Source organism: Pseudomonas capeferrum, assembly GCF_000731675.1.
Classification (GTDB): Bacteria; Pseudomonadota; Gammaproteobacteria; order Pseudomonadales; family Pseudomonadaceae; genus Aquipseudomonas; species Aquipseudomonas capeferrum.
Map to the genome: position 1 here is coordinate 946,606 of NZ_JMIT01000003.1, position 12,291 is coordinate 958,896.

Annotated in this window: 12 protein-coding genes; 6 read left to right on the forward strand and 6 right to left on the reverse strand. The window is 63.0% G+C overall.

Annotated features, from left to right (window positions below):
- Nucleotides 1-7: 7 nt before the first annotated feature.
- Both PC358_RS21965 and algB read right to left on the reverse strand, forming a co-directional pair.
- Complete coding sequence (locus tag PC358_RS21965; RefSeq protein WP_033702538.1) at nt 8-1,786, reverse strand: KinB sensor domain-containing domain; 1,779 nt, start codon at nt 1,784-1,786, stop codon at nt 8-10.
- The gene (gene algB, locus PC358_RS21970) at nt 1,783-3,129 is read right to left on the reverse strand and encodes a sigma-54-dependent response regulator transcription factor AlgB (protein WP_033702539.1); all 1,347 of its coding nucleotides are present in this window, start codon (nt 3,127-3,129) and stop codon (nt 1,783-1,785) included. The genes PC358_RS21965 and algB overlap by 4 nt, the downstream gene beginning before the upstream one ends.
- A gap of 209 nt (nt 3,130-3,338) precedes the next feature.
- Between algB and PC358_RS21975 the strand changes: the two genes are divergently transcribed.
- From PC358_RS21975 to PC358_RS22000, 6 genes are all read left to right on the forward strand, one after another.
- Complete coding sequence (locus PC358_RS21975; RefSeq protein WP_033702540.1) at nt 3,339-4,160, forward strand: BON domain-containing protein; 822 nt, start codon at nt 3,339-3,341, stop codon at nt 4,158-4,160.
- A 174-nt stretch (nt 4,161-4,334) separates the two neighbouring features.
- Nucleotides 4,335-4,625, forward strand: a complete 291-nt coding sequence (locus PC358_RS21980) for a hypothetical protein (protein WP_033702541.1) — start codon at nt 4,335-4,337, stop codon at nt 4,623-4,625.
- A 54-nt stretch (nt 4,626-4,679) separates the two neighbouring features.
- A complete protein-coding gene (locus PC358_RS27385; RefSeq protein ID WP_003252966.1) occupies nt 4,680-4,841 on the forward strand; it encodes a DUF1328 domain-containing protein in 162 nt (53 codons plus the stop codon).
- Nucleotides 4,842-4,843: 2 nt separating this feature from the next.
- Nucleotides 4,844-5,314 (forward strand): inhibitor of vertebrate lysozyme family protein, encoded by a 471-nt coding sequence (locus tag PC358_RS21990; protein WP_033702543.1) that lies wholly within the window; start codon nt 4,844-4,846, stop codon nt 5,312-5,314.
- Between the two features lie 767 nt (nt 5,315-6,081).
- Nucleotides 6,082-7,410 carry a glutamate/aspartate:proton symporter GltP gene (gene gltP / locus PC358_RS21995; protein ID WP_033702544.1) on the forward strand — a complete coding sequence of 443 codons (1,329 nt, stop codon included), beginning with the start codon at nt 6,082-6,084 and terminating at the stop codon, nt 7,408-7,410.
- A 156-nt stretch (nt 7,411-7,566) separates the two neighbouring features.
- The gene (locus PC358_RS22000) at nt 7,567-8,796 is read left to right on the forward strand and encodes a nucleoside recognition domain-containing protein (RefSeq protein WP_033702545.1); all 1,230 of its coding nucleotides are present in this window, start codon (nt 7,567-7,569) and stop codon (nt 8,794-8,796) included.
- On the opposite strand, the gene PC358_RS22005 is transcribed toward PC358_RS22000, so the two are convergent.
- From PC358_RS22005 to PC358_RS22020, 4 genes are read right to left on the reverse strand one after another with little or no spacing between them, the layout of a single operon-like run.
- Nucleotides 8,778-9,419, reverse strand: a complete 642-nt coding sequence (locus PC358_RS22005) for an ABC-type transport auxiliary lipoprotein family protein (RefSeq protein WP_033702546.1) — start codon at nt 9,417-9,419, stop codon at nt 8,778-8,780. The genes PC358_RS22000 and PC358_RS22005 overlap by 19 nt on opposite strands.
- Complete coding sequence (locus PC358_RS22010) at nt 9,416-10,354, reverse strand: MlaD family protein (protein WP_033702547.1); 939 nt, start codon at nt 10,352-10,354, stop codon at nt 9,416-9,418. The genes PC358_RS22005 and PC358_RS22010 overlap by 4 nt, the downstream gene beginning before the upstream one ends.
- Nucleotides 10,355-10,357: 3 nt before the next feature.
- Nucleotides 10,358-11,149, reverse strand: a complete 792-nt coding sequence (locus PC358_RS22015; RefSeq protein WP_033702548.1) for an ABC transporter ATP-binding protein — start codon at nt 11,147-11,149, stop codon at nt 10,358-10,360.
- Nucleotides 11,146-12,279 (reverse strand): ABC transporter permease, encoded by a 1,134-nt coding sequence (locus tag PC358_RS22020; RefSeq protein ID WP_033702549.1) that lies wholly within the window; start codon nt 12,277-12,279, stop codon nt 11,146-11,148. The genes PC358_RS22015 and PC358_RS22020 overlap by 4 nt, the downstream gene beginning before the upstream one ends.
- Between the last annotated feature and the right edge of the window lie 12 nt (nt 12,280-12,291).

Genomic DNA, 12,291 nt, shown 5'->3' on the forward strand with positions numbered 1-12,291 from the left:
CCGCTGGCTACACCGGCAATGCCATGTAGAACTGGGTGCCCTGCCCCGGGCGGGAAAACACGCCCATTCGGCCGCCGTGCAGTTGCACGATCTCCTTGCACAACGCCAGGCCCAGCCCTGCACCGCCCTTCTTGCGCCCCACCTGCACAAAGGGCTCGAAGATACGCCCCTGCTGCCCATAGGCGATGCCCTCGCCGTTGTCCTCGACGCTGATGATCACACGCTCGGCATGGCGCCTTGCGTGCAGGCGTATGCGGCCACCACTGGGGGTATGGCGCACGGCGTTGTGCAGCAGGTTGTCCAGTACCCGGTCGAGCTGGGCGACATCGGCCTGGATGCGAGGTAGCGGCAGCTCCAGTTCCTTGATCAGCTCGATCTGCTTGTGTGCGGCCTGTTCGGCAAAACGCAGCTGCGCGCGCTCCAGCAGCTCATCGATGGCGCAAGGGGCGAGTTCGAGTTTCTGCAAGCCGCTCTGGTAACGAGAGAAGTTCAGCAGGTCGTTGATCAGCTGGGTCAGGCGCTGCATTTCTTCGCCGATGGTTTCGAGCAGGTCGTACTCGCGCGCCTCGGGTGGAAACTTCACCCGCTCACGCAGCAGACCGAACGCCATGTGCATGCCTGTGACCGGCGTGCGCAGTTCGTGCGAGGCACGCAGAACGAACTCGCTGCGCACGCGCTCGAAGGCCCGCTGCTCGGTCACATCGTGCAGCACCATCACCGCGCCCAGAATCGGCCCCTGAGGGTGGCTGACCGGTGTCAGGCTATAGGTCAGCAGGCGGGTTTCTTCATCGACGTCGATGTTCAGGTCGTCTGGCGGGCGATCGAGGCTGCCACCGCGCAGCACTTGGCGCAGTTGCTGCTCCAGCTCCGGGCGCTGCAAGGCTTCGGCCAGAGTGCTGCCAAGGCGGCTGTCGTTCCAGCCCAGCTGGCGTTGGGCCACGGGGTTGAGGTGTTCCAGGCGGCCCTGCCGGTCAATGATCAGCAGGCCATCGTCGATGCTGTCGAGCACGGCCTGCAGGCGTTGCTGGCCGGCCAGCAGCTCATCGACGTTGGTGGCCTGGTGCTTGCGCAAGGCGTCGGCCATCAGCCCGAAGCGACGGGTCAGCTGGTTGAGCTCGCTGGCCTGGGTGACTGGCAGGGTGACGTCGAAGTTGCCCTTGCCGAGTTGGTCGGCCGCTTTGGCCAAGGCTTCGATCGGTTGGCCGAAGCGTCGCGCGATGTTGTGCGCGGTGACAAAGCCCAATACCAGTATCGCCAAGCCCATCAGGCCGAGCACGCCGCTGACCAGCAAGGCGCGATCACGGGTACGTTCTTCACTGCGGGTGATGTGTTCCAGCGCCTGTTTGTGCGAATCGATGAGGTCGGTGCGTAGCTGGTTGAAAGCTGCACCCAGTGGCTCGTCGCTGCCCATGCTGCGCGCAGGTGCTGGGCTGTCGCGGTAGGCCCGGAGGAAGGTCTGGTAATTGCTGCTGGCCTTACTGAAACCGGTGCGTTCACCGCCTTGTTCGAGCCCTTGGTCGAGCAGCGCCTGGAAGTTGTCCTGTAACAGCCGCAGGTTCTGCGGCGCGGTGTTCTCATCGAGTATCAGGGTCAGCTGTTCGCCGAGGTTTTGCCGCAGTTTCAGTCCCACTTCCAGCGCGTGGGTGGTGTCCCGTACCAACTGCTGTTGCACCGTGGCCATCTGCAGCACGCTGACCAGCCCCAGCATCAGGCCCAGCAGGGCCACTGTGACCAGCGCCGAAATGCTGAGGAAAAGCCGCGTGCGCAGCTTCATCTGCCACTTCATAGGTTGTACTGCTTGCGTTTGCGATACAGGGTCGAGGCATCGATGCCCAGGGTCTTGGCGGCCTGGTCGAGGGTATCGCTGGCGGCCAGCACGGCGCCGATGTGCGCGCGCTCCAGCTCATCCAGGCTCAATGCCGCGCCCACGCGGGGCGCGTTGCCTGTCGGTTGTTCGCCCATGCCCAGGTGGCTGATCTCCACGCGTTCCTGCGGGCAGATGATGCTGGCGCGCTCCACGACGTTGCGCAGTTCACGAATGTTGCCGGGCCAGCGGTAGTTGAGCAGGGCAGCCCTGGCCTCATCGCTGAAACCACGGGCCGGCCTGGAGTATTCCTTGACGAAGCGGGCCAGGAAACGATCGGCCAGGGTCAGGATGTCTTCGCTGCGTTCGCGCAGGGGCGGCAGGTGCAAGGTGATGACGTTGAGGCGGTACAGCAGGTCTTCGCGGAAGCGGCTTTCGCGCACCATCTCTTCAAGGTTGAGGTTGGTGGCGGCGAGAATGCGCACATCGGCCCGGCGGGTGACCGGGTCGCCGACACGCTCGTACTCCTTGTCCTGGATGAAGCGCAGCAACTTTGGCTGCAAGGTCAGCGGGAAGTCGCCGATTTCATCGAGGAAGAGCGTGCCCCCGTCGGCCTGGCTGACGCGGCCAAGGGTGCTCTCGCTGGCGCCGGTGAAGGCGCCGCGGGTATGGCCGAACAGCTCGCTTTCCATGAGCTCGGCATTCAGCGACGGGCAGTTGATGGTGACGCAGGCTTTGCGCGCTCGCTTGCTCCAGCCATGAATGGCACGGGCCAGTTCACCCTTGCCGGTGCCGGACTCGCCCAGGATGAGGATGTTGGCGTCGGTGGTGGCCACCTGACGCGCGGTTTCCAGCACCGCCATCATGGCCGGGCTGTGCGAGTCGAGGCCGTCCTTGGGCTTGCGCACCTCGCCTTCAAGGGCTTCGAGGCGCGCCGACAGTTGGCGCACTTCCAGCTGCTTGGCAGTCGCCAGGCGCAGTTGATCGGGGCTGCAGGGTTTGACCAGATAGTCGGCGGCACCGGCCTGGATGGCATCCACCGCCGTGTCGATCGCCGAATGCGCGGTCACGATCACCACCCGCATCCACGGGGCTTGGATACGCATCTGGGCCAGCACGTCGAGGCCGTTGTCCTCGCCCAGGCGCAGGTCGAGGAAGCACAGGTCGAACACCTGGCGTTGCAGCAGGGTATCGGCCTGCGCGGCGCTGTTGGCGGTGGCCACGCTATAGCCTTCGTCTTCGAGGCAGTAGCGGAAGGTGCGCAGGATCGCGGACTCGTCATCCACCAGCAGAATGCGGCCTTGCTTGTCCTGGGCTGATTCCATTTCCTGCGCTCCTTAGGATAGATCTTCAATTAGTGTGGGAAAAATCGGGCAAGTTGCATGGTCAATTCTGAAGGATTCTGTCCTTTGCATGCTAGCCAGTGGCCAAACAATGCCCTTGAGCCGCGATATCTCGATGATTTGCTTAGAGGTGCGCGATGGCACATTGGTTGCGACTATTTTCTGTTTTTGCCAACAAAGGAGGCACAGCCATGCCCTTTTTCCCACGACTGGCCGTGTTGGCGGCCACTTTGCTGCCGGTTATGAACCCGGCATTCGCTGACCCTGTGCAGGACGCCCGCCTGGAGGGCTCACTGCAAACCGCCCTGTCGCTCAACCGCATGCTCAACCCCTTTCGTATCGATGTGGTGGTAGACGGCAAGCAGGCGCGGCTATCGGGTGAGGTCGAAAACACTGTCGAGCGCCAGTTGGCCGAGCATGTCGCCTTGGCCACCCGCGGCATCGAACAGGTCGACAACCAGTTGCAGGTCAATGCTCAACTGGTGGAACGCCCGCTCGAGCTGCGGGCCTATGCCCAGCGGCTGGAGGACGCAACGTTGGCGGCGGTGATACGTGCACGGCTGCTGTGGAGCCGCACCACCGAGAAGGCGCCTATAGAAGTGCAAAGCAGCGAAGGCGTAGTGACCCTGCGCGGCAGGGTCGACAGCACAGAGGCCAAGGAGTTGGCCGGCGTAGTGGCGCGCACCACCGACGGTGTGCACCTGGTCAACAACCTGGTCAGCCTGGACACCGCCGCCATGGCCAAGGCGCGCGACAACCCGGTAGGCGCGCCGACCGGGCCGCAGCCTAGCGACAGCTGGATCGTCGACAAGATCCAGAACAGCTTCCGTTTCAGCCGCAACCTCGATGGCCTGAACCTCAAGGTCGCCAGCGAGGAGGGCCTGGTGCGGCTGTCGGGCGAAGTGGTCAGCAGCGAGCAGAAGACCATTGCTGTCGAGATTGCCCGGCAGATCATCGGCGTGCGCGGTGTGGACGCCGATCTGCTCAAGGTGGCGACCAAGGTCGAGGGCTGATCGTGCAATTCGCACGACGCCCCAGGGGCCATCGTGCAGGATACGTCCTTCGGTGCAATGTGTGATTGTTTTAAGTGTTTGATTTAAAAGGATTTTTTATTGATGCAAAGGCTGGCATGCAGGCTGCAATTACCTGTTCAGGTTTGAACAACAATTACAGCAGGAGGAGCCGGCATGAACCGCCAATCCGTCAACCGCTCGCAGAACGTCGCACTGCCTTTGCGCCAGTTCCTGTTACTGGGGATGGCGCTGCTGCTGACCTTGGCCGCTGGCCTCTTCTACTACAGCTGGCAGACCGCGCGTCTGGCGGAGCAAGTGGCGGCACAGACCGCGCTTCTGACGCAGATTCAGGCAACCCGTGCCACCAGCCTCGTGAAGGCGGCCGACCCGCTGCCATCGAGCAATGCCACCGCTTCACCGGCCACCTTGGAAAACGTCGTACCACAGGATCGCTGGGTGTTCTGAGCCTGTGCTGTACCCCAAAGCCGGATTGATTTCAAAAAAGAAAGGAGAACCACCATGCTGAGTTGGGCTATCACTTTCCTCATCATCGCCATTGTCGCCGCCGTACTGGGCTTCGGTGGTATCGCTGGCGCCGCCACGGGTATCGCGAAGATCCTGTTCATCGTCTTCCTGGTCCTGTTCGTAGCCTCCTTCTTCTTTGGACGTGGTCGAGGTTGAAGATGCGCAGGAAGCTTTGCACAGCCCTGGCTGCCGCCTGCTTGCTGGGCGGCAGTGCAGCGGCGATGGCGGCCAATGACGGCCAGGTCCGGGTCGATCAGTTGCTCGGCTCGGACCCTGAATACCGGGAAACCTGGCAGGACACGATCAAGGGCGAGGAGCGCTTGCCCGATTGGGTAGTCAACCTCACCGGCAGTGCCCAGGAGCAGATGTCGGCAGTCACCGAGGACGGCGACCAGTACCTGGTCGGGCCCTTGTGTGAAACGGCGCAAAACTGCACCTACAAGCGTCTGATCGTGGCGTTTAGCTGGGACAAGGACCAAGCCTACGGGATGCTCGTAGAGGTGCCCGAAGGCTTGCCGAGCGACAAGTCGCCTACCCGTCATGCGCAATACCGCTTTATTGGCGAACCGGATGATGGCATGCAGGCGATGTTGCGCGAGCAACTCAAGCGTGACCCGAAGTGGTACTGAGCTTTTATAAGCCGTTACCGATGAACGGTTATGCACTGTCACGTAATAGAAGCTGAACCTTTTTATATTTCAGCCTTCTATGATGCGCCGCCCCGAGGAGGGGCAGCACATGACCAAGGGGCCGGGCTGTTCTGACTGTTGCAGGGTCGGAGTGGCCTAGGGGTACAGGGAGTACCTCCAGCAATGGGCCGGGTCAGGAGAGGCGGAATCGGAAGCCTCAGGTCGGTGGTGTCATCAGGGATACCAGGTGCCGACCTGACTTCCGAGGAGCCAACGAGGAACCGTTAAGGCAATCAGGCAAATTACCCTTCTTGCGTGTTTTTCCCTCAAAGACACATTTTGTCTCGACCGTACATCAACTTTTTTTCGCCCGCCAGGGTCCCTTCGCAAGTGGCATTTCGGCCATTCGGATTGTCGAACAAGCCATCTACCCCTCTCCGAACACGCTGCCAAATCTGCCTAAAAATGGCGCTTTGGTCTTGTTCGGGATTCCGAACGTTATAAATCAAGCACTTGCGCCATGCCATTTTTAGCGTAAATCATTATGCAGTATCGGCATGGGGTATGCGTTTCAGGCATTAGATTTCCCCCTTCCCCATCGCAATAGTTGCCGCCTTTTCGCTGGCCCGAGCGCCCAGTCGCTCGCTCGCGGTGTCCTTACATGAGGCCACCGGACGGAAGCTTTTCGCTCACCGTGACGTTGCCAACGGCTCTGTTACGCGCGTTTTCGTCCGGCGCCCATGACCACTAGAACAAAGGGTAAAGACATGAAGAAGGCAAAACTGAGCCTCGCCTGGCAGATCGTGATCGGTCTGGTCCTGGGCGTTGCAATCGGCGCGCTACTGAATCATTTCAGTGCGGAAAAGGCATGGTGGATCAGCAACGTCCTCCAGCCCGCTGGTGACATCTTCATTCGCCTGATCAAGATGATCGTCGTCCCGATCGTGATCTCGTCGCTGATCGTGGGCATCGCCGGAGTTGGCGACGCGAAGAAACTGGGCAGCATCGGCCTCAAGACCATCGTCTACTTCGAGGTGGTGACCACCATCGCCATCGTCGTCGGCCTGGTGTTGGCCAACCTGTTCCACCCGGGCGCCGGCATCGACATGAGCACCCTGGGTACCGTGGACATCTCCAAGTACCAGGCCACTGCGGCCGAAGTGCAGCATGAGCATGCATTCATCGAAACCCTGCTCAACCTGATCCCGTCGAACATCTTCGCGGCGCTGATGCGTGGCGAAATGCTGCCGATCATCTTCTTCTCGGTGATGTTCGGCCTGGGCCTATCGAGCCTTCAGGCAGAGCTGCGCGACCCGCTGGTGCGTACCTTCCAGGCCGTGTCGGAGACCATGTTCAAGGTCACCCACATGATCATGAACTACGCCCCGATCGGCGTGTTCGCCCTGATCGCCGTCACCGTCGCCAACTTCGGCTTCAGCTCGCTGCTGCCGCTGGCCAAGCTGGTGCTGCTGGTGTACTTCGCCATCGCCTTCTTCGCCTTCATGGTGCTGGGCCTGGTGGCACGCGTGTTTGGCTTCTCGGTGATCAAGATCATGCGCATCATGAAAGATGAGCTGATCCTGGCCTACTCCACCTCCAGCTCCGAAACCGTGCTGCCGCGGGTGATCGAGAAGATGGAGAAGTACGGCGCGCCGAAGTCGATCTGCTCGTTCGTGGTGCCGACCGGCTATTCGTTCAACCTCGACGGTTCGACCCTGTACCAGAGCATCGCGGCAATCTTCATCGCCCAGCTGTACGGCATCGACCTGTCGTGGAGCCAGCAGCTGCTGCTGGTGCTGACCCTGATGGTCACCTCCAAGGGTATTGCCGGCGTACCGGGCGTATCGTTCGTGGTGTTGCTGGCGACCCTGGGCAGCGTGGGCATCCCGCTGGAAGGCCTGGCCTTCATCGCCGGTGTCGACCGCATCATGGACATGGCCCGTACCGCGCTGAACGTGGTCGGCAACGCCCTGGCCGCGCTGGTCATCGCACGCTGGGAAGGCATGTACGACGCTGCCAAGGGCGAGCAGTACTATGCCTCGCTGATGGCCGACAAGCAGGAAGCTGTGGTGGTTGGCGAAGCCGCCAAGCGCTGAAGCTGATGCGTTGAACAAAAAGCCCCGACTTGTCGGGGCTTTTTGTTGTGTGGGGGATTGTGGGGGGCGCGTTGCGCCCCTTTCTAGGGACTGCGTCTTGTGTGGGCGCCTGCAATCTCCGTTATCATTCGGGCACATTTCAGGGGGAACAATCGGATGCTCAACGGCCTTTGGCTCGGCTTTTTCCTGGTGGCGGCCGTCTCCGCCCTGGCCCAGTGGCTGATCGGCGGCAACGCCGGCATCTTCGCCGCCATGGTCGAGAGCATCTTCGCCATGGCCAAGCTGTCGGTGGAGGTGATGGTCCTGTTGTTCGGTACCCTGACCCTGTGGCTGGGCTTTCTGAAAATCGCCGAGAAGGCCGGTATCGTCGAGTGGCTGGCCAAGGTCCTCGGCCCTCTGTTTGCCAGGCTGATGCCTGAGGTACCGCCGGGGCACCCGGCCCTGGGCCTGATCACCATGAACTTCGCGGCCAACGGCCTGGGGCTGGACAACGCGGCCACGCCGATTGGCCTTAAGGCCATGCGCGCGCTGCAGGAGCTGAACCCCAGCAGCAGCACCGCAAGCAACGCACAGATCCTGTTCCTGGTACTCAATGCGTCGTCGCTGACCCTGTTGCCGGTGACCATCTTCATGTACCGCGCGCAGCAAGGCGCGACCGACCCGACGCTGGTATTTTTGCCGATCCTGCTGGCTACCAGCGTGTCGACCCTGGTGGGCCTGCTGTCGGTGGCGGTGATGCAGCGCCTGCGCCTGTGGGATCCGGTGGTGCTGGCCTACCTGATCCCCGGTGCGTTGCTGTTGGGCTGCTTCATGGCCTTTCTCGGCACCTTGTCGGCCGCTGCGCTGGCGGGCCTGTCGTCTATCCTTGGCAACCTCACGCTGTTCGGTGTGATCATCCTGTTCCTGGTGATTGGTGCGCTGAAGCGGGTCAAGGTGTACGAAGCCTTTGTCGAAGGCGCCAAGGAAGGCTTTGATGTGGCCAAGAGCCTGCTTCCCTACCTGGTGGCCATGCTCGTAGCAGTCGGCGTACTGCGCGCTTCGGGCGCGCTGGAGCTGGCGTTGGACGGCATTCGCCATGCGGTGAACTGGATGGGCATGGATACCCGCTTCGTCGAAGGCCTGCCCACCGCGCTGGTCAAGCCATTCTCGGGCAGTGCGGCGCGGGCCATGTTGATCGAGACCATGCAGACCCACGGTGTGGACAGCTTCCCGGCACTGGTCGCGGCGACCGTTCAGGGCAGTACCGAGACCACCTTCTATGTGCTGGCGGTGTACTTCGGTGCCGTGGGCATCCAGCGGGTACGCCACGCGGTCGGTTGCGCCCTGCTGGCCGAATTTTCCGGCGTGGTCGCGGCGATCTTGGTCTGCTACTGGTTCTTCGGCTGAGCCTGGACCTGAGCTTGGGCCTGCGTGGCCTGGGCGACGGTCCAGCTGACCACCTGCCCGACCAGTTGGTCGCTGGCGCCGCCGAAGCCTGCCACCACTGCCGAAACCTCCTTGGCGGCCAGCGGTTGGCGGATCTCGAAGCGTTTGCTGGCGAGGATACGCTGACTGCGCCCTTGGACCAGACGCGCATCGTAGCGAATCACCACCTCCACTGCCCCGTCCGGGCGGTACTCACTCTGAAACGCCTGCAGCTCGCCGGCCAGCTCGTAGTCGGCCTGCAGGTTGCTGTCATCGGCGCTAAGGCGTTGAACCTGGCCGTCACGCTGGAAGCCATCGAGCAGGCGGTTGCGTAGCAGTACTGGCGCGGCGTCGCTCCAGCGTGCGCCCTTGTAGCTGCTGACCACGTCTCCCTGTGGGATCACCGCGATCCGTGGGCCGGCCAGTACTTCGCTGGCCAGCGGTTTGTTAAGCCGCAGCGACCAGTCCAGCGGCGCGGCAACGCGGCTGGGTTGGTTCACCGGCAGGCGATACAGGTCCACGGGTTCGCTTTGCGGCAGGATCGAGCAGGCACTGGCCAGGCTCACCGCGGCCGCCAGGGCCAACAGGCGCAGCGATGCTTTCATGGCTGGAACTCCTTGTTGTTGTCGCGTCCGAGCAGGTAGCCGCTCGGGTCGGCCTCCAGCTGCCGGGAAATGCCCTTGAGTGCGTTGAGGGTTTCGCGCAGCTCGCGGATGGCGGGGGTTAGCTGGTTCAGGCCCTGGGCACCGTCACCGATGGCCTCGCTGTTGTTCTTGAGCAGCGCATTGATGGTCGCCGTGCTTTCGGCCAGCGACTGCATGGCCTGCTCGGCGCTGCCGATGGCCTGTTTGCCCTCGCTGCCGAGCAGGCTGTTGGCGTTGCGCATCAGCGCCTGGGTTTCGGCCAGGGTGGCGCTGGCCTGTTTGCCGACCTGCACCAGCTGCGTGATGGCCTCGGCAATACTGCCGTGCTGGCCGGCGAAGGCACCGGTGGTCTTGTCGAGATTGGCCAGGGTGCTGCTGAGGTGGCCGATGTTGTCTTCCGAGAACATCAGGTTGGCGTTGTGCAGCAGCAGGTTGATGTTGGTCACCAAGTCGCTGCTGTCGTTGAGCAGGCGCGAGATTGGCGAAGGCGAGGCGATGATCACCGGCAGCTTGCCATCCTTGCCCTTGAGCTCGGGGCTATGCGGCGTGCCGCCGCTGAGCTGGATGAACGCGTTGCCGGTGACCCCGGCCAGGGTCAGCTTGGCCTGGGTATCCTCCTTGACCGGCGTGTCGCCGCTCAGCCGTACCCGGGCCAGCACGCGGCGAGGGTCCTTCGGGTCCAGGCGCAGGGTCGACACGTCGCCCACCTTGATGCCGTTGTACTGCACCGGGCTGCCGCGGGACAGGCCCGAGACGGCTTCGTTGAACACCACTTCGTAATCCTTGAAGGCATCGTCGACACTGGACTTGGTCAGCCACAGGCCAAACAGCATGGCACCGGCCACCACCAGGACGGTGACCAGGCCGATGAGGACGTGATGTGCTCGGGTTTCCATCGTTCAGCGCTCCTGGCCCGGGCGGGCGGCGGCCTGTTCGGCTGCGCGCCCGCGTGGGCCGTGAAAGTATTCTTGAATCCAGGCGTCGTCGGCTTGCTCGACCTCGGCCAGGGGGCCGGCCACCAGGACCTTTTTCTGCGACAGCACCGCCACCCGGTCAGTGATGGTGTAGAGGGTGTCCAGGTCGTGGGTGATGAGAAACACCGACAGGCCGAGTGCGTCGCGCAGGGTCAGGATCAACTGGTCGAACGCGGCGGCGCCGATCGGGTCGAGGCCTGCGGTGGGCTCGTCGAGGAACAGGATGTCCGGGTCCAGTGCCAGGGCACGCGCCAGCGCTGCGCGTTTGATCATGCCGCCGGATAGCGAGGCGGGGTATTTGTCGGCAGCCGAGATGGGCAGGCCGGCCAGGGCCAGCTTGACCCCGGCCAGGTGCTCGGCGTCGGCGCGGGACAAGCCGGCGTGTTCGATCAGCGGCAAGGCGACGTTTTCGGTGATGGTCAGCGACGAGAACAGCGCGCCCTTCTGGAACAGCACGCCGAAGCGTCGCTCGACCAACGAACGCTGTTCTTCACGCAACTCGGCCAGGTCCTGGCCAAATACCTTGATCTGCCCCTCGTTAGGCCGTCGCAGGCCGATGATGCTGCGCAACAGCACCGATTTGCCGCTACCCGAGCCACCGACCACGGCAAGGATCTCGCCCCGGTACAGGTCCAGGTCGAGGTTTTCATGCACGCTCTGGCTGCCGAAGCGGTTACAGATGCCCCGTGCCTCGATCACGGTTTCCCGGCCACTCACCAGCCCATCTCCATGAAGAACAGTGCCGCCACCGCATCCAGCACGATGACCACGAAAATCGACTGCACCACTGCCGAGGTGGTGTGGGCGCCCACGGACTCCGCGCTGCCGCTGACCTTGAAGCCTTCCAGGCAGCCGATGGCGGCGATCAGGAAGGCAAAAAACGGTGCTTTGGCCAGGCCGACGAGGAAGTGCTGCACACCGATGTCGGTCTGCAGCAGCGACAGGAACATGGCGGGTGAGATATCCAGCGACAGGGCACACACCACCGCGCCGCCGACGATGCCGCAGATCATCGCGAGGAAGGTCAGCAGCGGCAACGAAATCAATAGTGCCAATACCCGTGGCACCACCAGCAGCTCCATGGGGTTGAGGCCCAGGGTGCGGATGGCGTCGATTTCTTCGTTGGCCTTCATCGAGCCGATCTGCGCGGTGAAGGCACTGGCCGTGCGGCCGGCCATGAGGATGGCGGTCAACAGCACGGCAAACTCACGCAAGAACGAGAACGCCACCAGGTCGACGGTGAAGAGGGTCGCGCCGAACGCGGCCAGCACCGTTGCGCCCAGAAACGCCACCACCGCGCCCACCAGAAAGGTCAGCAAGGCGACGATGGGCGCAGCATCCAGGCCGGTCTGTTCGATGTGCGCCACGACCGGCGTAAGCCGCCAGCGGTGGGGCTGGAAGGCCCGGCGCAGCAAGGTTTCGAGAATCAGGCCGACGAAGCCGAGCAACTGCCGGGTGTCTTGCCAGACGGTGCTGACGGCACGGCCGATACGCTCGAGCAGCAACAGCAGCACCGGGCGTTCGGCCTCCTTGACCGGAATGCAGTAGTCCTGCACCGAGCAGTACACGGTCTTGAGCAGGGCACGGCTGGCGTCGGGCAGGCCATCGGTGCAGTGCGACAGGCGTTCGGCGCCGAGCAGTTCGGCCAGCAGCGAGGCGCCGGCGGTGTCGAGGCGGCCCAGTTGGCTGAGGTCGGCAACGGCGTCGTTGCTGCATAGCGTGCGCAGGCGTTCGCTGTCGCGCTTGAGGCTGGCATAGTGGGCCAGGGTCCAGTCACCGGTAATACGCAGGCAGGGCGGTTGGTGGCTGGTGTCCAAGGTGGCGCTGGGGGGTGTCATAGGCTCCATGCAACTGACTCG